19 protein-coding genes are annotated in these 25,508 nt (G+C 36.1%); 15 read left to right on the top strand and 4 right to left on the bottom strand.

The genetic code is table 11. The features are described from left to right. Positions 1 to 131 precede the first annotated feature (131 nt). Positions 132 to 1,472 carry a transposase family protein gene (locus AC5LWL_RS18015; protein ID WP_493432582.1) on the bottom strand — a complete coding sequence of 447 codons (1,341 nt, stop codon included), beginning with the start codon at positions 1,470 to 1,472 and terminating at the stop codon, positions 132 to 134. 165 nt (positions 1,473 to 1,637) lie between these two features. On the opposite strand from AC5LWL_RS18015, the gene AC5LWL_RS18010 reads away from it, so the two are divergent. Both AC5LWL_RS18010 and AC5LWL_RS18005 read left to right on the top strand, forming a co-directional pair. After that, positions 1,638 to 1,910: a GH36 C-terminal domain-containing protein gene (locus AC5LWL_RS18010; protein ID WP_493435592.1), complete on the top strand. Its 273-nt coding sequence runs from the start codon at positions 1,638 to 1,640 to the stop codon at positions 1,908 to 1,910. A gap of 58 nt (positions 1,911 to 1,968) precedes the next feature. After that, positions 1,969 to 2,406 carry a hypothetical protein gene (locus AC5LWL_RS18005; protein ID WP_493435591.1) on the top strand — a complete coding sequence of 146 codons (438 nt, stop codon included), beginning with the start codon at positions 1,969 to 1,971 and terminating at the stop codon, positions 2,404 to 2,406. 126 nt (positions 2,407 to 2,532) lie between these two features. Here AC5LWL_RS18005 and AC5LWL_RS18000 read toward each other — a convergent pair whose 3' ends face one another. Beyond that, positions 2,533 to 3,405: an AraC family transcriptional regulator gene (locus AC5LWL_RS18000; RefSeq protein ID WP_493435590.1), complete on the bottom strand. Its 873-nt coding sequence runs from the start codon at positions 3,403 to 3,405 to the stop codon at positions 2,533 to 2,535. A 352-nt stretch (positions 3,406 to 3,757) separates the two neighbouring features. Between AC5LWL_RS18000 and AC5LWL_RS17995 the strand changes: the two genes are divergently transcribed. Together AC5LWL_RS17995 and galT are read left to right on the top strand one after the other, a co-directional pair. After that, a complete protein-coding gene (locus AC5LWL_RS17995; RefSeq protein ID WP_493435589.1) occupies positions 3,758 to 4,963 on the top strand; it encodes a galactokinase in 1,206 nt (401 codons plus the stop codon). Positions 4,964 to 5,011: 48 nt separating this feature from the next. Continuing rightward, a complete protein-coding gene (gene galT / locus AC5LWL_RS17990; RefSeq protein WP_493436654.1) occupies positions 5,012 to 6,544 on the top strand; it encodes a UDP-glucose--hexose-1-phosphate uridylyltransferase in 1,533 nt (510 codons plus the stop codon). 723 nt (positions 6,545 to 7,267) lie between these two features. Here the strand turns inward: galT and AC5LWL_RS17985 are convergent. Next, on the bottom strand, positions 7,268 to 8,410 hold the full coding sequence (locus AC5LWL_RS17985) for an IS110 family RNA-guided transposase (protein WP_493432573.1): 1,143 nt from the start codon (positions 8,408 to 8,410) through the stop codon (positions 7,268 to 7,270). Between the two features lie 655 nt (positions 8,411 to 9,065). Between AC5LWL_RS17985 and AC5LWL_RS17980 the strand changes: the two genes are divergently transcribed. Further along, positions 9,066 to 9,614 (top strand): hypothetical protein, encoded by a 549-nt coding sequence (locus tag AC5LWL_RS17980; RefSeq protein WP_493435588.1) that lies wholly within the window; start codon positions 9,066 to 9,068, stop codon positions 9,612 to 9,614. A gap of 188 nt (positions 9,615 to 9,802) precedes the next feature. On the opposite strand, the gene AC5LWL_RS17975 is transcribed toward AC5LWL_RS17980, so the two are convergent. Further along, positions 9,803 to 11,359 (bottom strand): glycosyltransferase family 2 protein, encoded by a 1,557-nt coding sequence (locus AC5LWL_RS17975; protein ID WP_493435587.1) that lies wholly within the window; start codon positions 11,357 to 11,359, stop codon positions 9,803 to 9,805. 221 nt (positions 11,360 to 11,580) lie between these two features. Here AC5LWL_RS17975 and AC5LWL_RS17970 point away from each other — a divergent pair, with 221 nt between their 5' ends. The 10 genes from AC5LWL_RS17970 to AC5LWL_RS17925 all read left to right on the top strand — a co-directional run bounded on the left by AC5LWL_RS17970 (position 11,581) and on the right by AC5LWL_RS17925 (position 25,487). After that, positions 11,581 to 12,564 carry a LacI family DNA-binding transcriptional regulator gene (locus AC5LWL_RS17970; protein WP_493435586.1) on the top strand — a complete coding sequence of 328 codons (984 nt, stop codon included), beginning with the start codon at positions 11,581 to 11,583 and terminating at the stop codon, positions 12,562 to 12,564. A gap of 172 nt (positions 12,565 to 12,736) precedes the next feature. Further along, positions 12,737 to 14,167, top strand: a complete 1,431-nt coding sequence (locus tag AC5LWL_RS17965) for a sucrose-specific PTS transporter subunit IIBC (protein WP_493435585.1) — start codon at positions 12,737 to 12,739, stop codon at positions 14,165 to 14,167. 85 nt (positions 14,168 to 14,252) lie between these two features. Continuing rightward, positions 14,253 to 15,722 carry a sucrose-6-phosphate hydrolase gene (locus AC5LWL_RS17960; RefSeq protein ID WP_493435584.1) on the top strand — a complete coding sequence of 490 codons (1,470 nt, stop codon included), beginning with the start codon at positions 14,253 to 14,255 and terminating at the stop codon, positions 15,720 to 15,722. A 1,024-nt stretch (positions 15,723 to 16,746) separates the two neighbouring features. Continuing rightward, complete coding sequence (locus AC5LWL_RS17955) at positions 16,747 to 17,859, top strand: IS110 family RNA-guided transposase (RefSeq protein ID WP_493432749.1); 1,113 nt, start codon at positions 16,747 to 16,749, stop codon at positions 17,857 to 17,859. Between the two features lie 753 nt (positions 17,860 to 18,612). Next, positions 18,613 to 19,818 carry an N-acetylglucosamine-6-phosphate deacetylase gene (nagA, locus tag AC5LWL_RS17950; protein ID WP_493435583.1) on the top strand — a complete coding sequence of 402 codons (1,206 nt, stop codon included), beginning with the start codon at positions 18,613 to 18,615 and terminating at the stop codon, positions 19,816 to 19,818. Next, positions 19,819 to 20,571: a glucosamine-6-phosphate deaminase gene (gene nagB / locus AC5LWL_RS17945; protein ID WP_493435582.1), complete on the top strand. Its 753-nt coding sequence runs from the start codon at positions 19,819 to 19,821 to the stop codon at positions 20,569 to 20,571. Beyond that, on the top strand, positions 20,568 to 21,293 hold the full coding sequence (locus AC5LWL_RS17940) for a GntR family transcriptional regulator (protein WP_493435581.1): 726 nt from the start codon (positions 20,568 to 20,570) through the stop codon (positions 21,291 to 21,293). The genes nagB and AC5LWL_RS17940 overlap by 4 nt, the downstream gene beginning before the upstream one ends. Further along, positions 21,290 to 22,195 (top strand): N-acetylmuramic acid 6-phosphate etherase, encoded by a 906-nt coding sequence (murQ, locus tag AC5LWL_RS17935; RefSeq protein WP_493435580.1) that lies wholly within the window; start codon positions 21,290 to 21,292, stop codon positions 22,193 to 22,195. The genes AC5LWL_RS17940 and murQ overlap by 4 nt, the downstream gene beginning before the upstream one ends. 192 nt (positions 22,196 to 22,387) lie before the next feature. After that, positions 22,388 to 23,845, top strand: a complete 1,458-nt coding sequence (nagE, locus tag AC5LWL_RS17930) for an N-acetylglucosamine-specific PTS transporter subunit IIBC (RefSeq protein ID WP_493435579.1) — start codon at positions 22,388 to 22,390, stop codon at positions 23,843 to 23,845. Between the two features lie 331 nt (positions 23,846 to 24,176). After that, positions 24,177 to 25,487 carry an amidohydrolase family protein gene (locus AC5LWL_RS17925; protein WP_493435578.1) on the top strand — a complete coding sequence of 437 codons (1,311 nt, stop codon included), beginning with the start codon at positions 24,177 to 24,179 and terminating at the stop codon, positions 25,485 to 25,487. The last annotated feature ends 21 nt before the right edge of the window (positions 25,488 to 25,508 follow it).

Below are 25,508 nucleotides of genomic sequence, written 5' to 3'. Positions count from 1 at the left end.
AAAAATTTACCATTGTCATTTTCGTCCTTTTTACCAAAAAAGACAAGCCAATTTCGTCATTTCCATTGTGAAATTGTGGATAACTACTTTTCTCTTTCCCAACACCACATCCTTTTGTTATAATTATGGCACTAGGTAAATCTAATTTGCATTGGTTTTCCCAGTTGTACTATATCCTCGTTTGTTAGTGTTTGCCCGCGCAAGGCTTCTAACAGTCGCGAGGATATTTCTTTTACCGTTTTTTTGACGCGCTTCAATGCTTTCGACCCTTGCTCATGAAGCACCATTATGATTTCTGTAATCTGGGCCAATAAATAATGATTTTTCATGGCATTGTAATTTTTACTGCTTGCGTGTTGAATGTGATAGCGTAGGTTTTTTTGTCTGTTAAATCCCTCGTTTTCTATTTTCCAACGGCTTCGTCCAGTGTTAACGAGCCTTTTGGCATTCTTTTTTGTGATTTTTATGTTGGTAAGGAAAAGAAACTTTTGTTTTCCCTTTTTCGTCTCCATTTCGTATTCCAGCACACTTTGTTGATGTTCCCTATAAACAATTCCGTTCACCCAAGTAATTCTTCCTTGTTGGCTATCTTCATTTATATTCAAGACATTGTCTTCCATATTTTTTAATACCTGAAACTCACTGGCAATACTTTTGATGCGATCTTCCTTGAATCGAAATAAATAGTTCCACTTATATTTCTTGCATTGGTTAAAGACCTTTTCACACGCATAAAGACTATCGGCAATGATACAGATGGGCAGCCGTTTGAATGTGTCTTTAAGTCTTGTAGCCAATCGATAAAAAGCATTTAGTTCACAATCTTGTTTCTCCACGTCTTCCGATTCATTTTCAATAAATTCTGAGTCAACACTCAGCACCATATCTCCAACAACCAATTTAGCTTCTAGGACGTGATGCATATAGATGGTCTTTGTTTTTTCTTCACCCGTTTCCTTATCCTTTTCCTTGTAATTTCGTCTCAAGCAGTGGTCACAATGCTTTTCATTAAACGTGAAAATGCCTGTACCATCAATGATAACGCCCCAATATTTCCCCTCAATCCGATAAGAATCAAAGCACCTCTTTTTCAATAATTCTTTGATCATGTACGTTCGGATATGTTCAAGTTCTGCTGGTTTCAACCGAGAAAGAAAATTATTGATTGTGTCATAGTGGGGTAATTCTTCCAAATGTTCAATCCCTAAAATTTTTCCTATATTTTCAATGCACTCGTCCTTGTTGAATTCATTCGTCATTTCACGCATGCTTTTTAGATTACAGGTGTTTTTTAAAATAACCATCATCAAAAGGACTTCTGGGTCATAAATGGTATAGCCCTGGTGTCTTGGATCCTTTACTTTTTTAAGCAACTTATTAAAATCTTTAAAAAAGTGTTTCTGCGTTTTCAGAAACTCGAATAAAAAGTTTATCCCTTTTTCTTTATCACGTTTGTCTTTTCTAGTTATCATAAAAAAAATCCTCCCAAATATCAATATAATAGGGTTTTGTATATCCTAATTATCCTATATTTGGCGAGTGTTAGGTGGAATTATCTCGAAAAACTTTTACTCTTCAGAGCTGTAGCTACATACAAAAAATATCGTCAGTTCATTCAGTTTGGTGATTTTTACCGGTTGTTAAGCCCATTTGAAGGAAATGAAACAGCTTGGTTATTTATAAATAAAGAAAAAACAGAAGTATTAGTCTTTTATTTCCGAGTTTTGGCTGAACCAGCTGCAACGATTCGCTTTATAAAGCTAAAAGGATTAAATCAATATAAAAACTATTTGGTTGATAATACAGGTACAATACATGGAGGAGATGAATTGTCTTCCTATGGCCTTGCTATCCCTTTTCATATAGATGGAGATTTTCAGAGTTTTGTTTGGCATTTGAAGGAAGTTTAATGTATATAATAAGCAGGGGCTATCCATCAGTCAATAAAGTGTCTATTGGATAGCCCATTTGTTATTTATTTATGATAATGGAAGAAAAGGGTTGCTTAACACCTATCTTTCCACTATTAAATGTAAAATGGAAAGAGGAAATGATGGGGGGGAAGATAAATATTTGCTGCTGTTTGAGAAGAATAAGAGCAAATATATGCTACTATTTAAACTAGTAACTAATTTGATGAATAATAAGGATGTGGCGTGCATGAATACAGAAGAAGTGTATGATGCAATTTACCAATCTGTTTCAGATAATTTGCAAAAAGTAACAGAGATGCGAGAAAGACCAAGCATGCTATCAGATCAAGAGGTGGAAAAAATAGATAGAATGGAAATGGCTTTGCAAGCTTCAAAAGATTTGTTAGAGAACATGTTAACTCCAGGAAAAAAATTAAACTTTAATTATGAGAAAGGTACTTTATATATAGAAATTTTTGAAAAAGAAAAATAAGCTGTTGAGAGCGGATATTCTGGAAAGATCACCCTACTTATGCAATAGCAACAAAACCTCAAACAAAAAGCCGGTGCTCAAAAGCAATCGGCTTGTCGCATCCTGATAAAATCGGCATGCTTTATGCTAACGCAAAAAGATTCGATTGCTTGGTAATTGATTGCTTTTTCGAAAATCTCCTGGTGTTTGGCCAGTAGATCGTCGGAAAACTTTGGTGAAATAATTGGCATTTGCATAACCGATATTTTGTGCAATATCCTCAATAGAGTATTTTGTTTCATATAATAATTCGGCTCCTCTTAAAATGCGGATATTCGTTAAATATTGGATGGGCGTAATGCCAGTCGTTTTTTTAAACAAACGCGTAAAGTGATACCTCGAAAGGGAGGAGGCTGCTGCCATTTCATCAGGTCCTATCTTTTCATGATAATGGTTTTGAGCAAATAAAGTAGCGTGAAAAATGCTTTCAGGCAGCTTTTCCTGTTCACTGTATTTCATATATTGATACAGTTTCATCATAAATTCATAAGCGTTACTTGAAGCTTGATAGGCATCCTTCATGTTTTTTTCACTAGCTAGTGTATAAATTTGTAGCAGATGCTGAATAGGACCTGCCTCCATCCCCAAATGAAATATATTCTGATAATGAGATTGAATAAAATCCCAACATTTTTGAACAGAATTTCCGTATAACGTAATAAAGAGGAATTCCCAATGATCACTGTTTTCAGGTAAATAATAGCAATATTCATCAGAAATATCGATGAAAAATGCTTTTCCGGCAGTTAGCTTATATTTTCTCCCTGCAATCTCCAATATGCCAAATCCAGACAAGGTGTATTGAAAAACATACATCTGTTCTTCTTTGCGTTTTTTCCCCTTCCAGTTATAGAGAGGACTCGTTTGTTTTTCCCAGCCAACAGACCATATTTGAGCTGTCTCCTTTGTAATGGACTCATTAAAGCGATACGCATATATGCTATAGTTCTTTTTATGCAAAATATTTACCTGCTTTCTTAAAAGTTAGAAACAATCAGTTAGGGCATATTTCTTTAGGAAACAGCCTAGTGAAATGAATTTTCCAAAGATAAAACAAGCAAAATATTACCCTTTTATAATCGTTATTTTACCATTGAGAATGCTAAAAATAAAACGTAAAATTAAAAATGTAAACGCTTAATAAATGAGGGCATGGAAAGCTAGAGTGGAATAATTGTCCATAAAGGTCTGATAAGTTCAACTAATAATCAAGGGGAACGAAAATACTTTATGATTTTCTCTAAAAGAATGCAAGAATCAGCGGACTAATTAAGCATCAAGTCAATTATAAAAAAATAGACAGGTGATAAAAATGGACAATAAACTATTTGCAACATTTATCGATGTATTCAAAACGACGCATGATGAGATACGCTGTTTTTTTGCGCCAGGTCGTGTGAACTTGATTGGGGAACATACAGATTATAATGGAGGTCATGTTTTCCCTTGTGCACTAAGCATTGGAACATATGCCATTGCGAAAAAACGAACAGATAACCAAATAAGAATGTATTCTGTTAATTTTGAAGAGATTGGGATGATAGAATTTTCTTTAGATGAACTTAAATACGAAAAGCAGCATGATTGGGCAAATTACCCAAAGGCGGTAGTGGCGACGTTATACAAGCATGGATTTCATTTGGAAGCTGGTTTTGATGTGCTATTTGCAGGACAAATCCCTAATGGTGCAGGTTTATCATCGTCTGCTTCTATTGAGGTGGCAACAGCCGTATTAGTCAAAAATCTATTTGATTTAAAGATAGAATCTGTTGCAATGGTTCAATTATGTCAGCAAGCAGAAAATGAGTTTATTGGTGTTAATTGTGGAATTATGGATCAATTTGCAATTGGCATGAGTAAAGAAAATCATGCCATTTTATTGGATTGTCAAACATTAAAGTACACATACAGTCCTCTAAAGCTAGAGAATGCAGCTTTAGTGATTGCTAATACAAACAAACGGAGAGGATTAGCTGATTCTAAATACAATGAGCGGAGAAGCGAATGTGAAAGAGCGCTAAGGGATATACAAAAAGAGCTGCCAATCCAATCATTAGGTGAATTAGATCCAAAACAATTTGACTCCTATCAGCATGTGATAAAAAAAGAAGTAGATAGAAAAAGAGCGCGACATGCCGTTTATGAAAATGCCCGAACAAAAGAAGCTGTCATTAATCTGCGAAATGGTGATATTGCAGGATTTGGACAATTAATGAACCAATCGCATATTTCCCTCCGCGATGATTATGAAGTAACGGGAACAGAATTAGATGCTTTAGTTGAGGCATCCTGGGCGCAGCAAGGGGTCATTGGTTCTAGAATGACGGGAGCTGGGTTTGGTGGATGTACAATAAGTATTGTAGAAAAGAGTCATTTAAATAATGTTGTTGAACAAATTGGAAAAGAATATACGACAAAAACGGGATTAACAGCTGATTTTTATGTGGTCGAGGTAGGAGATGGAGCAAAAGAAATCTTTGGAATGGCGACCGGGGAAAGCATGGAGAAATTTCTTTGAATGAAGATAGAGAAGTGAAAAATGAGGGGATTTTGTATGAGTATAAATATAAATATATGTAAAGAGATAAATCGATTATTACAATATGCTGTAAACGAACAGCTGATAACAGAATGGGATATAGAGGTTGTTCGCAATAAAATAATAGAAGTGCTTAACTTGGATTATTTTGAGTTAGAAGATCAGAAAGAAGAAACAGAATTTCATTTAACAGAAACACTCGACCGTATACTAGATTGGGCAGCTGAAAACAATGTATTAACAGAAAACACAATTACGTATCGAGATTTGCTGGATGCTAAAATTATGGGTTGCTTTATGCCACTTCCCTCTGAAATTAATCGGAAATTTTATCAATACTACCAAGAAAATGGACCTCAAAAAGCAACAAGCTGGTTTTATCATTATTCAAAATATGTTGATTATATACGCAAAGACCGAATTGCTAAAAATGAAAAGTGGCTAGCTCCAACTGAATATGGTCAATTAGAAATTACTATTAATCTATCAAAACCAGAAAAAGACCCGACTGCCATATTAGCCGCAAAAAAATTAGCTGCAACGAATTATCCAAAATGTTTACTATGTAAAGAAAATGCAGGCTACGCAGGAAGGGTAAATCACCCTGCTCGTCAAAACCATCGTATTATTCCTGTTCAGTTAAGGGAGGAACAATGGTTTTTGCAATTCTCTCCATATGTGTATTATAACGAACATGCCATTTGTTTTTCATCTGAACATTCGCCGATGCAAATATCCAAGAAAACATTTAAGCATTTATTAGCTTTTGTAGAGAAGTTTCCACATTATTTTATGGGGTCAAATGTAGATCTGCCAATAGTTGGTGGTTCTATCTTGTCACATGAACATTTTCAAGGTGGATTTCATGATTTTCCTATGGCGAAAATGGAAATAGAAAAGACCTTCTCGTTAGCTGGATTTCCAAATATCCAAGCTGGAATCGTAAAATGGCCCATGTCAGTTATTCGTTTGCAAGGCAAGCAGATAGCAGATATCGTTGAGGCGGCTGATTTTATTTTTCAGAAATGGATGGGGTACAGTGATGTAAAAGTAGATATTTTTGCTTTTAGCGATTCTACACCTCATAATACAATCACGCCAATTGCGAGAAATAAGAACGGGGTATTCGAATTGGATCTTGTACTTCGCAATAATCGAACAAATAAGGAGCATCCATTTGGCATCTTCCATCCGCATAAGGAAGTACATCATATAAAAAAAGAAAATATTGGACTGATTGAAGTAATGGGCTTAGCTGTATTACCTGGACGATTAAAGGCAGAGCTGGCTATTTTAGCAGACTGCTTGATTTCAAAAGATCCACAGACAAAAATACAAACTAATCCAGTTGTGTGTAAACATCTTGATTGGGCATTAGAAATAAAAGATAAATATTCGGATTTGTCGAAAGCGAATGTACAGGAGATTTTAAGAAAAGAAGTAGGCATTGTGTTTAATAGGATCTTGCATCATGCTGGTGTGTTTAAACGATCAAACACAGGGAAGGAAGCATTTGGAGAATTTATTGCTCGTTTAAATGAGAATTCTGCTCCATCCTAATGTTAGGATGATTTTTTAAGATGAATAATATATGAATCTTTTCATAAAGTTAATCGTAAATAACTTTAACTTCGCACCTTCAAATTCGTTTGCAAGTCTTGATATTACTCGTTTTAGAACAATAAAAATGGGAGGCTTGTTTTTTATTGTGGGGATTGCTTTCCACTACGGGTTGCTTCGCTTTCCGCGGGGTGGGAGCTGAGCCTCCTCGGCGTTGCCTTGCGGGGTCTCAGCCTTCCCACATTTCCCGCAGGAGTCTTCGCACCCTCCGTTACAAGCAACCTGTTTTAGAATAAATTCTTGTCTTCGAAATTCATTACAAGATATTATTGCTAAACAATGGAGTGTTGATTTTTTTTAGAAGATAAGAAAGGATAAAATTTTTGAACTTAGATGAGTGTCTAGCAAACAGCAAGCCCTTGTGAGTATTTCCTCATTCCTCTAAAAGTAAAAAGCACTTTTCGAGTCATGTGAACATTTTTTTTTCGAGTCTGAACAAGGCGCTTGTGCTTTTTTCTGTGAAAATAAAACGGGCGAGTGGCTATTCTGGGTATCTGTATAATACAGTAACGTGTTCTATTTGATAGGGCGGGTACAGGATTTTGGTGTAAAGAAAATCTTGAAGCGTGGACTTCTAGAAAAAAGACAATAGTAAAGAAAGGGTGTGACCTCAATTTTTTAAAAAAATCACAACCTTAATAGAGTATTGTAATGGAAGGTCGTCTAACCAGCTAGACGTGGTTCAGAGAAGTGTTGCTTATTAATAAATAGGGTATATATAATTCTTAAAACTTTATGTGCAATAGCCTGTAAAGCTTTTTTCTTTCCTCTTCTTGCAGATAGAGACCAAAAAACATTTGACATTGAGGTATTTTTCGACCTTGATATAGCCCAAGCAACCTCACAAAGAGCAGCTTTTATATGTGGGTTTCCTTGAACGCTTTTGGAACTTTTCTTTTTACCAGCACTTTCATTATTGCCAGGTGATACACCAGCCCAAGAAGCTAAATGTCTTGATGAAGGGAATTGGCTCATATCTGTTCCGATTTCCGCAATAATAACAGCAGCTGTGTGTTCCTTTATACCTGGGATAGATAAAAGTATTTCTTTTTCTTCTTGATAGGAATGAAGCAGGGTATCTATCCTATTTTCAAGTTCTTGAATGGAAGTTTCCAAATACATGATATGATTCCAAGAGCTTTTAATCATAAACATTTGATGTTCATTTAATGTTCCGAAAAGAGAATCGGAAATGGTATCAGCCTTCTTGCGGAGAGAATGATGGATATTGGCATCAACATCAGCCTTATCAAGGTATCCATTATCGACTAACTGTTTCAAAAGTTTACGTCCAGAAACCCCAAAGATATCAGAAATAACTGAACCAAGCTTTATGTTTGAACATTCGAGGACCTTTGAAATTCTATTTTTTTCAGCTGTTAAGTTACCAACCCATTTCTTGCGTAAACGGTTCAAATCTCTTAATTCCCGAAGATCTTGGGAAGGGACAAAGCTTTTTTCAATCAATCCATGACGAAGAAGCTTGGCAATCCATTCTGCATCTGAAACATCGGTCTTACGACCAGGAACGTTTTTAATACGTTGGGCATTGGCCACAGTAATATCGAAATATCCTTCAAGGATGTTGTATACCGGCTTCCAATAGATTCCGGTACTTTCCAGAGCAATGTGTGTAATTTGTTTTTCTTCTAACCACTTTAATAAATCAAATAAACTTTTGGTTAAAGTGGAAAAAGTCTTGGTTTCTTTTTGAATGGATTCATTATTAGTGCCAGTTAGGGCACAAACTACAATCTCTTTTTGATGAACATCCATTCCGGCACAATGGGTTAATAAAATGTCCAAATAAAACAACCTCCAAAGTAGTGTCTATGGAAAGTGGAATAAGCTTGGTCAAACAGCATTTTTCTGTACGTGATCATCCTCAAAAATTGAAGAGTCAACAAAGGGGTGTACACAAGGCAAATTCCAAACAGTTTCTTATACAGGGTCGAACCACCACAAAAGCGCACGTAAAGATTACTTCCCATAGCATTAATCAGTATGGAAAAATGGACAAAAAAGTAAAACCCCGGCTTAGAAAAAATTTTCATGCCGGGGTGTGAGTGTGAAATCATGTGTGTTTCTTATTCAACGTTGTTCTCCCGAAATGTGCACTTTTAATCTATTTCTATCAGATGGATGTTTTCACCAGTTCAACGACAGCAACTAATGGATCAAAAACGGCTTGATTGAAGTGGAAGGTGCGAGACTCCTGTGGGATTAGCGGGTTAGATGAGACCCCGCAGGCGCTTGCGCCGAGGAGGCTCATCGCACGCCCCACGGAAAGCGAGCATCCTGAAACGAGAATCTTGCCCCTATTTATAAGGAATAATGTTTACAAGATTAATCAATCACATTTTTCTAATTGCTCTAAACCAAGTTAAGTCAATACATGAAGAGGAATCTATAATTGCGAAGTTTGAGTAAATAATAAAAAAAGTAATAAGGAGGCATATATTTGAAGAAAATAGCAGCTGCTGCGATTATTCTCCTACTTTTAGTGGCTGGATGTCAAGACGCCAATAAAAATGAGCTTGATACTTCCAAACTAAAAAAGGTAGAGATGAAAGATGTGACAGATAAACAAAAGGAAAACATGCCAATAACGTACGAAGCAGCATCCGTTAAGGAGGGGATGGAGGCACTTCCATTTGAAATGAAGCTACCAGAAGAATTGTCATTTGATGCAACATTTCAACCGCCTATCATCGAAGACCTTAATCATGATGGAAAAGTGTTAATGGCAACATTCAGAGCTCTGCCGAAAAAACAAGACGATACAAATATTCTAATAGTAAAGGCTGACTATCCTGTTACAAAAAGCAAAGAACCTAATTTCGAAGAGATAAAATTAAATAATGGAGTTAATGGTAAATATTATAATAATAACCTTGTTTTTCAATTGAAGGATGTTTCTTATACTATTATTTATATTAATAAAAGTGTTCCCACAGAAGAACATAAAAAAGAAATAATCAACATTGCCAATCAAATGGTTGAAAAATGAAAAAGCTGACTTCAAAAAATAGTCGTTAAAAACGATGGTTTTTTGAGTCAGTTTTTTCGTTTATAACAAAGGCCATTGGCAGAGGCAGATCCTAAAGAGTCTCTTCATAAGGAGGAGAATAAGTAATCGAGCATTACGGGCTAATTCGAATGAACAATCGCTATTTTTAGGCAGAAAGGTCATCCTATTTAATGGATTTTAAGTGCAAAATGCTGATGCTTTGTCGTATAAAAATGATAGTTTTCCTTGTCTTTAACAGAGACAGGATCGGAAGCAGCTGGAATAACAAAATGAATTTTGTGATAATCTTGATAACGTAAAAAGATATCGTAAATAGAGGCAGGCAAAGATTTCAAGCAGATTAATGGCAGTTCCATCATTCCATTTCCATTAGAATCTATCGCAATTTGAACGGAAAATTCATTCTCAATTTTGTGTCTATTACGAAATAAAACATCCGTTATATTAGCTATATAATTGCCTGCGACTTTAAAATAAAGATAGTAGTTTTCGTTAGAGGCATAGCTTTTTACTAGTTCCGCATACATAGGAATGTTGATATATTTATACGGTTCTTTTAATGGTGATAGGATATAAGGTTGATCATCTATTACAATATGCTGCTTAACTTTTTCTCTTGCATGCCATTTAAAAAGGAGCTCCACTTGTTTATATTGTTTCTGTTTAAAAAGTTGATAGCACACTTTATTAATTGGCTGAAAAAAATAATCTTGTATATCATAATCTAACTTTGATGCTGATTTAACTACTTTTTTAAATGTGCGAATATAGGCTTGTCTTTTCATAAAATCTGTTATTTTTATTTTGAAAGAAGTGTCAGGTTCACTTCGAAGGGTATGATATTTGTTGATGAATCGTATCAAACAATCAAATTCATATAATCGATTCAAAATCATTTTCTGTAAAGTAGCATCGAACTTCTTCTGTTGGAAGTAATCAATTACCTGTAGATTGCATTGCATTTTTTTTAAGACATTCGTTTGTTTTGTCAGCGATTCATTATTATCATCCAATCGATTTACATAATAGACAGTATCCTTTATTGTGGATATTTTTTTTGCACATATTAAGTAGTCCATAAAAAACTGCTTGTCCTCTGCATATTTCATAGCTGGAAAGCTTAAATTATTTTCCTTCACGATCTTTGTTTTCAACATCCTTGCTCTAGGTCCTAAATGCTGAAAAATATGAGGGATGCTAGCAGCTAATACGCTTCTTCGTTCGATACATGATTCATGTTCCCCAATAATCTTTGTGTGTTTAGAACCAATTTGAATGGTTTTCCCTACAACGTAATCATCGCCTGTGTCCTCTAAGACGGAATACAATTTTTCTAATCCGCTTTTTTCAAACCAGTCGTCTGCATCAAGAAAAGTAAGGTAAGGGGCAGTAGCAAGCTGGATTCCCAAATTTCTTGGAGAAGCAGGTGTTCCAGTATTTTTTTTCAAAAAAGCAAGTATAATAGAAGGATAATTCGCTGCGTAATCTAATAAAATATTGCGCGTATTATCAACTGAACCGTCGTCCACAAGAATATACTCAATTTTCTGATGTCCAATTGATTGTTTTAAAACCGAATCTATACTTTTACGAATTGTTTTTTCATTATTATAAATAGGTGTGATGACAGTAATAATGGGTTTTTCTGAAGAACGAGTAGTTGCTATTAATTCATAGTCTGAATCTTTTGCATGAGTGCTGTTGTGTTTTTTAAGAAATATCATCGTAAAATTAATTACACATCCTTTCCCTCGTATTTGGTATTAGCATATTATTATTCCATTATTTATCAATATATGAAAAGGTATACATCCTTTATTACATAAAGATGAAAGAGGAAAGTATTTATGGATGTTTTTTTATTTTGATATAATAAAAAACAGTTACCGAGAAGATAGTAAATAATGTATAATTAGATAGATGAGAAAGAAATACGGAGGTAACAATGACAACAATCGCTGATATTGCAAAGCTTGCAGGGGTTGCTAAGAGCACGGTTTCTCGGTATCTTAATGATGGTTCCGTTAGTGAAGAAACAAAAAGAAAACTAGAACAAATCATTAAAGATACAGGGTATTCTCCCAATGCTTTTGCACAGAGCCTTAAAGCTAAAAATACAAATATAATTGGAACAATTGTCCCAAGATTAGACTCTTATGCTACATCTAGAACACTTATTGGCATTGATGAGCAGTTAAAAGAATTTCATTATCAAATGCTTGTGTCAAATTCTAATCAAAATATAGAAAGAGAAATTGAAAATATTTATACATTAGCACATCAAAAAGTTGCTGGGATTATATTGCTTCCTGCTCAAATTACTTCCATGCATTTAGAAGCATTTAAGAAAATAAACATTCCTGTTTTATTAGTAGGGCAAGAGCATGAAAGCATTTACAGTTTAATTCATGATGACTATGAAGCGGCATATCAAATGGGCTTACATGTTTTGGCGAAGGGACATAAAAAAATTGCCTATTTAGGCGTTAGCGAAAGTGATATTGCTGTAGGAGTAAACAGAAAAAGAGGCTTTAAAGATAGTATCGGAACTGTTGAGGATTGTGAAGTAAGGTATTATGAAACAAGCTTTTCTATAGCAGGATCCCTTCAAATAGTACCTGACATTATTGATTCTTTTCATCCATCTATTATCGTATGTGCCACAGATAATATTGCTATCGGAGCAATGAAAGCAGCTTATAAAAAAGGCTTATCGATTCCTGAAGATTTATCCTTAACTGGATTTGGCGGATATGAAATAACTGGGATGATTCACCCAGGCTTAACAACTGTGAAGTTTTTCTATAAAGATGCTGGTCAATTAGCCGCAAAAAATATTATTCAGTTGGTAAGAAAAAATGTAATACCGAAACTAACAATTTCAAATTTTGAAATTGTAGAACGAGAAAGTGTTGTTAAAATGGTTTGATTAATGAATACAATATTTTGAAACCGGTTCTTAGTAGCGGTTTCAAAAAATATGTTTTCGAGAACCGGTTCTGCTGAATTATTGGAAATAATATAGTAGAATATATAGAAATAATAATTAATACGATTAATTGTAATCGGTTCCAATTGTTTTTGAAAGGAGGAGAATTGCTATGGAATATCAAGAAATTGCAAAGCTGATTTTAAAAAGCATAGGGGAAAAAGAAAATATTTCAGCTGTTGCACATTGCTCTACAAGACTACGTTTAGTATTAAAGGATGAAACCAAAGTTAATCAGAAAGAATTGGACAGCATCGAGGTTGTGAAAGCTACCTTCTCTACTGGTGGGCAATTTCAAATTATACTAGGTGCTGGCTTAGTAAATGAAGTATTTAAAGCATTAACCAAACTAACTGGGAATTCGGAAATGACTTTCCATGATATAAAAAGTGAGAGCAGGAAAAAATTAAATCCTATTCAACGTTTTGTAAAAATGTTGTCGGACATTTTTGTTCCTATTATTCCTGTTATTGTTGCAGGTGGTTTATTAATGGGAATAAACAATGTTTTAACTGCCCATGATTTATTCATAAAAGGGAAATCATTAGTAGAAATAAATCCGGGACTAGTAGATTTTGCGGCACTTATTAATACCTTTTCAAATGCAGCTTTTGTATTTTTGCCAATTTTAATAGGATTTTCAGCAACAAAAAGGTTTGGAGGGAATCCATATTTAGGTGCTGCTTTAGGCATGTTAATGGTGCATCCCAGTTTATTGCCAAGCTATAGCTTTGGGTCAGCGTCTCTTCAAGGAGAAGTTCCTGTATGGAGAATACTTGGTTTTGAAATTGAAAAAGTCGGTTATCAAGGAACCGTACTTCCGGTTTTGGCAGCATCGTATATTTTAGCAAAACTGGAAGCCTATATTCGGAAAATGATGCCATCCGCATTGGATAATCTTTTAACACCGTTATTATCCATCTTTATAACAGGATTTTTAACATTTACTGCTGTTGGTCCAATTACTCGAGCTACAGGCAACTTATTAATAGAAGGTTTAGTGTGGCTGTATGATTCTACCGGTTTTATTGGTGGTGCTGTTTTTGGATTATTGTATTCACCTATCGTGATTACGGGGATGCATCACAGTTTTATTGCTGTCGAAACTCAATTATTGGCGGATATCCCAATAACAGGAGGATCATTTATCTTTCCAACTGCAGCAATGTCCAATATCGCTCAAGGAGCAGCAACACTTGCAGTTTTGCTTTTAACAAAAGATAAAAAAGTAAAAGGAGTCGCTTCTGCTGCCGGTATTTCAGCGTTATTAGGAATTACAGAGCCAGCAATGTTTGGCATTAATCTAAAGCTTCGTTATCCATTCATCGGTGCAATTATCGGTTCAGCTGCAGGGAATTTATTTAATGCAGCTTTTAAAGTGAAAGCAATTGCGCTCGGTGCAGCTGGGCTTCCAGGAATTATTTCTATTTTTCCAAGTTCCATTATTTTTTTCGCTATTGGCATGGTTATTGCTTTTACTGTTGCATTTGCTGTAACAGTTTTTCTGGCAAAACAAGATGCGAAAAAACTGGGAATGATGTAATTATAATATATGTGATTAGCTTTCATTTGCAAACGAATTAGGCTGGTTAACACGTTTTCCAGCTGTGTAAAAAGGAGTGAAACGAATGGAATGGAATAAAGATGCGAAGTACCGTCGGTTGGAAGAAGCAAGTGAACAAGAAATGGCCCTATTAGTGGATAAAGTTAATAAATGTTCATGGCGTCAAACGTTTCATATACAGCCGAACACCGGGCTTCTTAATGATCCAAACGGGTTTTCTTTTTTTAATGGGGAATATCATCTATTTTATCAATGGTTTCCATTAGGAACTGTACATGGTTTAAAGTATTGGTATCATGTAAAATCGGCAAATCTAGTTCAATGGGAAGATGCAGGAATTGCCATAAAGCCAGATACTGCTTATGAAAGTCATGGTGCATTTTCTGGAAGTGGAATTGTACATAATGATAAACTTTATTTATTTTACACGGGAAATACAAGAGATGAAAAGTGGGAGAGACACCCCTTTCAATGTATGGCTGTTATGGATAAAGATGGTTCCATTTTAAAAGCCGAAAAACCTATTATTGCTGACGTTCCTAAAGGATTTACCGATCATTTTCGTGATCCAAAAGTTTGGCAGGAAAATGATGGGTTTTATGCGGTTATAGGAGGGCAGCGTAGTAATCAAACTGGTGCTGCTGTACTATATCATTCTCCCAATCTATTAAATTGGCGTTTTTATGGAGAGTTAAAAACGGATTTATTGGATTTTGGATATATGTGGGAATGTCCTGATTACTTTACTTTGCAACATTATGGGGTATTTATTTTTTCTCCTCAAGGTCTATTAAGTGAAGGTGACCATTATCAAAATATTTATCAAGCAGGTTATGTTTTAGGAGAGCCGTTAGATCTCCAATCCCAAACATTAAAGCATACAGATTTTAAAGAATTGGATCGTGGGTTTGATTTTTATGCACCGCAAACAACTTTGGATGAAAAAGGACGCCGTCTTTTAGTAGGATGGATGGGATTGCCGGAAATTGACTATCCCACAGATTCTAATGGATGGGCTCATTGTTTAACATTGCCGAGAGAGTTGTCCATAAAAAATAATCAATTGGTGCAGCAGCCGGTAGAAGAGCTGAAGTTATTAAGGAAAAAGGAATATTCTGTGGAGGATATCTTGCAAAACGAAACGAAATCCTATCCAAGATTTAAAGGGGTTACTTATGAGTTATTGGCAGAATTTGATGCTATAAATGCTTCGTTTTTTGGCATTGAATTTCGTGCAAGCAATACTGAAAAAACGATTATTATGTATGATAGTGTGCATAAAAAAGTTATTTTGGATCGAACCAAATCAGGTGAAGAGGTTGGACTTGCATATGGGACTTTAAGGAAATGTATCTTGGATAAAGAAATGGTTAAATTTCATTTGTTTGTTGATGTTTCTTCTGTTGAGATATTTGTGAATGATGGGGAAGAGGTGTTTACCAGTAGAATTTTTCCAAAAGAAGATAGTGAGGATATTATCTTTTTTGTAGAAGAAGGAAGTGTAAATGTAAAAACAAGATTATGGGAAATGTAAGCGGATGTTTGTGTGGAGCATCTATCAAAGTGGCATGGGATCTTCCGAATAGTCCGCAGTCAGAATACAATGCGCTTTTCATGGGGCTCGTCTACGAGCCTCCTCGGACAATGCTCCTGTTGGGCCTCGCCTGTCCCACAAATCCCATAGGAGTCTTCGTTTTGTGTATTCCGGCTGCTCCCTGCTAAAATTAGTGGAATCTGCTGCTTTTTGTGTATCGTGGTGTAAGAGGGAAAAGTTGTTTTTATAAAAAAGGGATGTTGACAGTTGGTATAGGAAAGATTATAATTTTTGCAAGCGGTTTCTTTATTAAGTTAAAAAAAGCACGTTAAATAATCTGACAAAATGCAAGTATTTATTTTATTTTTTTATTACAATAAACAAATGATGAAGTAACTGGTATAGACATCTAGTCGTATAGTTATTAACTCAAACTTCGCACCATTAAATTCGCTTGCAAGTTTTGATGTTACTCGGTTTAGAACAATAAAAATGGGAGGCTTGTTTTCTATTGTGGGGGTTGCTTTCCACTACGGGTTGCTTCGCTTTCCGCGGGGTGGGAGCTAAGCCTCCTCGGCGTTGCCTTGCGGGGTCTCAGCCTTCCCACATTTCCCGCAGGAGTCTTCGCACCCTCCATTACAAGCAACCTGTTTTAGAATAAGTTCTTGTCTTCGAATTTCATGAAAAGGTATGATGATTAAAAACTAGTAGCGTTGATTTTTTATGTTTATTATTCAACGTTGTTCTCCCAAAATGTGCACTTTTAGTCTATTTCTATAAGATGGATGTTTTCACCAGTTCAACGAGCAACTATTGAATCAAAACGGCTTGATTGGAGTGTAAGGTGCGAGACTCCTGTGGGATTAGCGGGTTAGATGAGACCCCGCAGGCGCAAGTGATGAGTTATAATGAACGAAACTAGCCCCATACTCGTAATTTCGTAGGTTAATTTGGCAATAATGTTTATGAACTAAAAACAAAAAAACCAAATCAGTGCTACATTACGGAAGGAGCTAGTTCTATTATGAAGGATACCACAAAATTTGTAGGTTTAGACGTATCAAAAGAAAAAATTGCCGTTGCTATTGCAGAAGAAGGTAGAGAAGAACCAAGATATTATGGAATGATTGTTCATACACCTGAAGCGATTAAAAAGTTAATGAAAAAACTAGGAGAGCCAAGTACTTTAAGAGTTTGTTATGAAGCGGGTCCAACGGGATATCCATTATATCGATTACTAACTGCTTTAGGTATTCATTGTGAAGTGATTGCTCCATCTTTAATACCACAAAGACCGGGAGAACGTATTAAAACAGACCGTAGAGACTCTATTCGTCTTGCCCAGTTATATCGTGCAGGAGAATTAACTTCTGTTTATGTTCCGACTCCAGAAGATGAAGCACTTCGAGATCTAGTGCGAGCACGAGAAGATGCGAAAGAAGACGAGCTGAGAACCAAGCATCGTTTAAGTAAGTTTTTATTACGGAATAATATTTATCCACCTGTTGGAGTGAATAAATGGACAAGAAAATATCGAGATTGGCTAGATACGTTAAAGTTTTCCAATTCCAATTTACAATTAGTTTTTCAAGAATATTATCATCAATTAAAGGAGTTGGAACAGCGGGTAAAAAGATTCGAAGAGGAAATGCAAATACAGGCATTGGAAGGAGTTCATGCCCCTATTATTCAAACTTTACAAGGACTAAGAGGCGTTGCACTGGTTACAGCGACAAGTCTTGCGGCGGAAATTGGATCGTTTAAACGTTTCCCAAATCCTAAGCAAATGATGGCTTATGTAGGATTGATTCCAAGTGAATTCTCAAGTGGAGAAAGACGTCGACAAGGAGCTATTACCAAATCAGGAAATCGTCACGTTCGCCGATTGTTAATCGAGTCGGCTTGGAGTTATCTTCGTCAGCCGGCCGTAAAAGGAAATTTAAAAAAACGACTAGAACCTTTATCACCGTCTATTCAAGCAATATCCTGGAAAGCGCAAAATCGTCTGCATAAAAAATATTATCGATTAGTATCTAGAGGAAAAGAAAGTAATAAAGCAATTGTTGCCGTTGCTAGAGAATTAGCTGGCTTTATCTGGGCTATTACGCAAGAAGTAGAAGAAATTCCAAAACATTAATGTTACCAAACGAAAGAAAGTAGAGGAAGAGAAAGAAAAATAGATACATGAGAATAGGGCTCGAAGGCAAAGAGAAATACCGGAAAGGATAACCCACGTGCCTCCTCTGTGCTATATCATTCGTTGATTAACGCACGTCCCGAGTTAGTGGAAAGACCTTTATACGGAAAGATAAAATGTGAAAACCCACGAATATCAGAATGCTAACCGCAGGATGAAATTTTTGCCTTCGTGCCGTGTCCTTACTATCTATTCTAATCAATCAGAAAGGAGGAAGTATAAGTATATCACGATTTCTTCTTTAGCTTAAAAAAGTATCTCCTATCTTAGAATGGCAGTCAAGGAAAGCACTTGACAGCCATTCTAAGATAGGAAGTTCGGTTGGTAAGCTAAAAAAGGAAACTTGTAGCCACTAAGGCTCATCGATACACGAACAGTCAAGAAGCCTAAAATCGCTTCTCTTCTTAAAGTTACCCAAAAATAACCTATCTAGTAGTGGAGAGTGGGAGACTTGACAGTTTCGTTCATATCAGGAGGCTCATCACACGCCCCACGGAAAGCGAGCATCCTGAAACGAGAATCTTGCCCCTATTTATAAGGAATAATATTTGCAAAAAAGCACCAAAAAGATTAATCAATCACCCTTTTCTAATTGCTCTAAACCAAGTTATGGCAATATATGAAGAAGAATTTATAACTGCGAAGTTTGAGTTGTTAATAGTAAATAATAACAAGGAAAGGATGTTGGAGAAAATGAATAATAGCAACGAACAAACGATACTGTTTCGACATGCAACGATTTATACAGAAGATAACGTAATAAAGAATGGTTATTTATTAACAAAAAATGGTGTAATTGAGTCTTTCGGGGAAGCAGAAGAATTAGATATGCAATCACTGCAAATAGATAAATCCTATTCTTTGTCTGAAAGCTATAAATTAATTCCTGGCATGATTGATATTCATATCCATGGTGCAAATGATGCGGATGCAATGGATGCAACAACTGAGTCATTAAACATAATCGCAACAACACTGCCAAAAGAAGGAACAACTAGTTTCTTAGCAACAACAATGACACAGGGAGTGCAAGAAATTGAAGCAGCATTAAAATCGGCTGCAAATTATATAGAGCAAGAGGATCAGACAGGAAAGGCAGAAATAGTGGGAATTCATCTCGAAGGACCATTTATTAATGCAAAGAAAGCAGGTGCCCAGCCGTTGGATGCCATAAAAAAACCAAGTGTGGACTTATTTAAAAAATGGCAGGGAATTGCTGGAAACCATATTAAATTAGTAACATTGGCACCAGAAGAAGATAATAACTTAGCATTGACAGCCTATTTAAAAGAAACTGGTGTTATTCCTTCTATGGGACACACAGATGCAATTTATGAAGAAGTAAAAAAAGGGATAGAAGCGGGAATAATTCATGTTACCCATCTATATAACGGAATGAGAGGCCTCCATCATCGGGATCCTGGGGTCGCAGGAGCTTCTTTGCTGCATAAAGAGTTAATCACAGAAATGATAGTGGATGGCATTCATATTCACCCTGAAGTAGTTAAACTGACATTTCAGCAAAAAGGAAAAGAAAGTATTATTCTGATTACAGACAGCATGCGTGCCAAATGGCTGGATGACGGTATTTCTTCATTAGGAGGACAAAAAGTAATTGTTCAAAATGGAAAGGCGCTGCTTGAAAATGGTTCACTGGCTGGCAGTACATTAAAAATGAATGATGCGATGTTGAATATGATTTCCTATACTGGATGCTCATTGGAAGATATAGTGCAAATGGGAGCGTATAACCCAGCTCGGCAAATAGGTATTTTGGATAAAAAAGGAAGTATAAAGTCTGGAAAAGATGCGGATTTAGTTATATTAAATGAAGAAAATAAAGTCGTGATGACCATTTGCAGAGGTGTAATTGCATTTAATGATTTGGAGGAGATGTAAATGAAATTAATTGAAGTAGAGGATTATGAAACGATGAGCCGAAAAGCAGCAGAAGAAGTGATAGAACAGGTGAATAAAAAGCCTGATTCGGTATTAGGGCTTGCAACAGGTGGAACTCCTACTGGCATGTATCGCTGTTTGGTGAAAGATCATCAAAAGAATCTAACTTCCTATGAAAAGATCCATACAGTAAATTTAGATGAATATGTAGGTATACCAAAAATCAGCCCGCAGAGCTATGCCTATTATATGAATGAGCATTTATTTGATCATATTAATATAAGGAAAGAGCAGATTAACTTACCTGCCGTGTCTTTAGCAGATGACAAAAAAGAAGGAGAAAAATATGAAAAGTTGATTGCTTCTCTAGGTGGCATTGATTTGCAAGTTCTAGGGATTGGGGAAAATGGCCATATCGGATTTAATGAGCCTGGAACTTCTTTTTCTTCCAAAACAGGAGTAGTCGAATTAACAGTTTCCACAAGAGAAGCAAACGCTCGTTATTTTAACAGTTTGGAAGAAGTACCGACACATGCTGTATCAATGGGGATTGCTACCATCATGAAGAGCAGAAAAATTGTCTTATTAGTATCTGGCAAGAAAAAAGCGGAAGTGCTTTTCAAACTTTTAAACGAGGATGTAAATGAACAGCTTCCTGCGTCTATTCTGAAAACACATGAAAATGTCACGATAATTGCCGATCAAGATGCATTATCCGTTATTAAAGAAAAAGAAGGAAGTGTTTCTAGGTGATTATAAAGGATTCCCATATTCCAATTTACTTTCAATTGGAGATGGAAATTAAAGAGCTTATAAAAGATTTGCAGCCGGGGGATCCCATCAGCTCGGAAAGAGAGTTTTCAGAGAAATATGATATTAGCAGAATGACAGTAAGACAAGCCATAAATAATTTAGTAAATGAAGGAATTTTGGTGCGGAAAAGAGGAAAAGGCACTTTTGTGGCTGTTCCAAAGGTAGAACAGCCATTATCCGGCTTAACAAGCTTTTCTGAAGATATGCGTTCAAGGGGATTAACGCCAAAAACGAAAATTTTGGATTTTCAAGTGATTCCATCTAATAGAAGCGTTGCACGAAAGCTCATGATAGAGGAAGGAGAACTTGTATATGAAGTGAGAAGATTAAGACTTGCTGACGACATACCGATGGCATTGGAAACGTCTTATTTACCAGTAAGCTTAATCAAGGAGCTGTCGAAAGAGATAGTGAATGCTTCTCTTTATGATTATGTGGAAAAAGAGTTAAAGCTACAAATAAGCCATGCTACACAAACCTTAGAATCTTCCCTTTCGCAAAAACAGGAAAGTGCTTTATTGCAGTTGAAAGATGGATCACCAGTATTATTAATGGAAAGATACAGTTATTTAACAAATGGGACTCCGTTTGAATATGTGAAATCTGTTTATCGAGGAGATCGTTATAAATTTGTAATCGAGATGAAGAGGGCAAATGAATGAAAAAGAATAATGAAACGGAATTGATGAATGCTAACAGTAGACAGCTTGATGAGTGGACAGCTCTTGAAATTGTGGAGTTTATGAATCAGGAAGATGAACAGATTTCAAAGGCAGTTACAAATGCAATGCCAATTATTGCGGGAGCAGTTGATGCAATTGTAGAGAGATGGAAACAGGGAGGAAGATGCTTTGTTATTGGTGCAGGCACAAGCGGCCGTTTAGGCGTTGTAGATGCAGTAGAACTTGTGCCGACTTTTTCGATTGAAAAAGATCGCTGGACTGGTTTGCTTGCTGGCGGTTATGAGGCAATGTGGACATCGCTAGAAGAAACAGAAGATGATGAAAAGGACATTATCGAAGCTTTAGAAAGTCGATCTTTATCTTCTGCAGATGTGATAATTGGTGTAACAGCAAGCGGGTCTACACCATTTGTACTCTCTGCAGTTCAATATGCCAAACAAAAAGCTGCTCTGACGATTGGAATCAGCAATAATCTGAAAACTGTTCTTTCCTCTGAGGCTGATTTTGGAATTGAGGTGCCGACTGGGCCAGAAGTTATTCGAGGATCAACAAGACTAAAAGCTGGAACAGGACAAAAAATGGTATTAAATATGATCTCTACTGCAACGATGGTTCGATTAGGAAAAGTGTATCAAAATGAAATGGTAGACATGAAGCTCATTAACAAAAAGCTAATAAACCGGGCTGCTCAGTCTCTTGTTAATATAACTAGTATTACAGAGGAAGAAGCATTACAAGCTTTGGAAATAAATCAATACGATTTAAAGGCAGCGATATTTACTGTGATGACAGATGGATCAAAAGATGATGCGGAATTTTATTTAGAAAAAACAGAAGGCCATTTAAAAAAAGCGATACAGCAGTTTATGAAAGACAAATAGATAGCAAGTAAAATATTCTTTTTTTTCTGATAGTTTAAAAATAGTAAGGGAGGGGATGCCCAAAAAACAGGTTGATTGTTTCATTTATGCTGTAGTCGGAGAAGGGTTGTTCAGATTTTAGCGCTCTTATAAAAAAATACATTTTTTTCAGTCTTTATACAAGATATACAAAATCATTTAGGGGGAATATGGATGAAATCATACTTACAAAAATTAGGACGTGCTTTAATGCTTCCTGTCGCAGTATTGCCAGCGGCGGCAATTTTGATGGGGATTGGTTATTGGATCGATCCAGCAGGATGGGGGGCAGAAAGTCCGGCAGCGGCATTTTTAATAAAAGCAGGATCTTCCATCATTGATAATATTCCATTTTTATTTGCAGTAGGGGTAGCATTAGGTTTATCCAAAGACAAAGATGGTTCTGCAGCATTAAGTGGCTTAGTCGCTTATTTGGTTATTACAACCTTACTTTCAACGAATACAGTAGCTATGCTGCAAGGCGTGGATCCAGCTGATGTGAACATTGCTTTTTCAAAAATAGGCAATGCTTTTATTGGAATGCTATCAGGTATCGTTGCATCGGTGATGTATAATCGCTTTAGCCAGGTACAATTGCCAGCTGCATTAGCCTTTTTTAGCGGTAAAAGACTTGTGCCGATTATGAGTGCTGTTTCGATGTTGATTCTTTCAGTAGTATTGTTATTTGCTTGGCCAGTTATTTTTTCTGGGCTAGTCAATTTTGGGGAAGCTATAAGTAAATTAGGTGCAGTAGGTGCAGGGATTTATGGATTTTTTAACCGAATTTTACTTCCAACTGGTTTGCACCATGCGTTAAATGCTGTATTTTGGTTTAATATCGCAGGAATTAATGATATCGGCAACTTCTGGGCAAGTACAGGAACAAAAGGAGTAACAGGTATGTATCAAGCTGGCTTCTTCCCTGTAATGATGTTTGGTTTGCCAGCTGGTGCTCTTGCCATGTATCATACTGCTAAAACAAAACGCAAAAAACAAGTTGCATCCTTAATGCTGGCTGCAGGATTTGCCGCATTTTTCACGGGAGTAACAGAGCCGCTTGAATTTGCCTTTATGTTTGCAGCCCCAGTTCTTTATGTTGTTCATGCTTTATTAACAGGTATTTCGTTAATAATTGCAGCGACTTTTCATTGGACAGCAGGATTTGGATTCAGCGCGGGGTTAATAGATTTTGTATTAAGCTCTAGACTACCGTTAGCGAATAAACCATATATGCTTATTGTACAAGGTTTAGTATTTGCAGTTATTTATTACACTCTATTCCGTTTCTTAATTACGAAATTCAATTTAAATACTCCAGGAAGAGAAGAAGGAGAGGACGCAGATTTAAATACTTTCAGCTCAGAAGCAGCTGCTTCTGTTGAGAACAAATTTAGTGTAATGGCATCTGTAATTTATGAAGGATTAGGCGGAGACAGTAATGTAACATCTCTAGATAATTGTGTTACTCGTTTAAGAGTTGATGTAAAAGACATGGATCAAGTAAACCAAAATAAAATTAAAGCGACAGGTGTTCCTGGCATTAATATTGTTGGACCGAAAAGCATTCAAGTAATTGTTGGAACACAAGTACAATTTGTCGCAGATGAAATAGAAAAAATTAGAAAACTATAACAAGCGTGAGATGCTGAATTAATGGAAGAAACGCGGGAAAAACGAGTGAGACCGCGGAATTAATTATAGAAATACCGAAAAACAATGACAGAGTATTAATTTTAACAAGACGGCTGGTTAAGCTGTCTTGTTTTTTTACATATATATTGCTTCTGAAATAGACTTGTAAAGGGGAGTATGTAATTGCCAGCAAGTTTTTTTGAGAGGGGTATATAGATATTTGTTCTTAAATGTTATAATAAGAAAAATTTCGGTTGTCAGACCTTTAAAGAAACCTCCAATGTTGGGGTTTTCATTTTTATAAAAATAAAAATTATGATGGAGGGATAGAATGAAAACAGCATATGTAAATGCTACTTTTTTTACAATGGATAAGGATAATCAACTCTTTGAAAATGGCTTGATGGTGGTGGAAAATCAAACGATCAGCTATATGGGCTTTTCTTGTGAAGAAAAGGTGAAAGAGGCAGATCAGATTGTTGATTTAGGAGGGAAATGGGTATTGCCAGGGCTGGTAAATGCTCATTCACATATCGTGATGACACTTTTGCGTGGTATTGGAGATGATATGTTATTAAAGCCTTGGCTGGAAACGAAAATATGGCCGTTAGAGAGCCAATTTACAACAGAGATTGCTGAGGTTAGTACGGAGCTTGGTATTTTGGAAATGTTGAAATCTGGAACAACTACATTCTCTGATATGTTTAATCCAAACGGTATAGATGCTGATGCTGTTATGCAAAAAATTGGAGAAACAGGGGTCCGCGGCGCTTTTTCCTATACTATTTTCAGCTTAGGATCGGAGAAAGATCAAAAGGCAAATCTGATGGGAGCGGAACGTTTTGCTAAAAAGTATAAAAAAGCTGCAGATGGTCGTCTAACAACAATGGTTGCGCCGCATAGTCCATATGCTTGTACAACGGAAGCACTCAGTGAAAGTGTGAGAATTGCAAAGGAAAATGACTTAATGATGCATATGCATGTTTCCGAAACGGATTATGAAATTGCAGACATACAAAAACGTTATGGAAATCGACCGGTTGAATATCTCCGTCGTTTAGGTATATTCGATCAGCCAACTGTAATGGCTCATGGTGTGGTGCTGAATGATGAAGAACGTGAGATACTAAAGCAGCATGATGTGCGAGTTGCCCACAATCCGATCAGCAACTTAAAGCTTGGTTCTGGCGTAGCAGATATTGTCCGTCTTTTGGATGCAGGAGTAAAAGTGGGGATTGCAACAGATGGAGTGGCTTCCAATAATAATTTTGATATGTTTGAAGAAATGAGAACAGCTGCATTGCTGCAGAAGGGTATGTATAAGGATGCAACGAAGCTTCCTGCTTCAACTGTTTTATCATTGGCCACACGAGTAGGGGCAGAGGTAATTGGTATGAAGAGTACGGGATCATTGGAAAAAGGGAAAAAAGCAGATTTTATTACAATTTATCCATACGATAAAGAGCATTTGCAGCCAGTAAGCGAGGCGTATTCTCATTTATTATATGCAGCAAATGGACGGGATGTAAGTGATGTATATATTGATGGTAAGCAGGTTGTAAAGGATCGCTGTTGTTTAACGATTGATGAAGAAAAAGTAATTGCTGAAGCGAACCGTTTGCAGGCTGGTTTAAAAAGATAGATATAAGTGTAAAAATTGCAT

Source organism: Niallia sp. WK069_GA_01 (assembly GCF_983173855.1).
Note: the sequence above shows the minus strand (reverse complement) of the source record. Positions and strands in the feature narration are given on the sequence as shown.

Coding starts and splice junctions, on each gene's coding strand:
- AC5LWL_RS17955 (WP_493432749.1), top strand. CDS start 16,747: ATGAAGGATACCACAAAATTTGTAGGTTTAGACGTATCAAAAGAAAAA.
- AC5LWL_RS17975 (WP_493435587.1), bottom strand. CDS start 11,359: ATGATATTTCTTAAAAAACACAACAGCACTCATGCAAAAGATTCAGAC.
- AC5LWL_RS17965 (WP_493435585.1), top strand. CDS start 12,737: ATGGAATATCAAGAAATTGCAAAGCTGATTTTAAAAAGCATAGGGGAA.
- AC5LWL_RS17960 (WP_493435584.1), top strand. CDS start 14,253: ATGGAATGGAATAAAGATGCGAAGTACCGTCGGTTGGAAGAAGCAAGT.
- nagA (WP_493435583.1), top strand. CDS start 18,613: ATGAATAATAGCAACGAACAAACGATACTGTTTCGACATGCAACGATT.
- AC5LWL_RS17925 (WP_493435578.1), top strand. CDS start 24,177: ATGAAAACAGCATATGTAAATGCTACTTTTTTTACAATGGATAAGGAT.
- nagE (WP_493435579.1), top strand. CDS start 22,388: ATGAAATCATACTTACAAAAATTAGGACGTGCTTTAATGCTTCCTGTC.
- nagB (WP_493435582.1), top strand. CDS start 19,819: ATGAAATTAATTGAAGTAGAGGATTATGAAACGATGAGCCGAAAAGCA.
- AC5LWL_RS17995 (WP_493435589.1), top strand. CDS start 3,758: ATGGACAATAAACTATTTGCAACATTTATCGATGTATTCAAAACGACG.
- murQ (WP_493435580.1), top strand. CDS start 21,290: ATGAAAAAGAATAATGAAACGGAATTGATGAATGCTAACAGTAGACAG.
- AC5LWL_RS17970 (WP_493435586.1), top strand. CDS start 11,581: ATGACAACAATCGCTGATATTGCAAAGCTTGCAGGGGTTGCTAAGAGC.
- AC5LWL_RS18015 (WP_493432582.1), bottom strand. CDS start 1,472: ATGATAACTAGAAAAGACAAACGTGATAAAGAAAAAGGGATAAACTTT.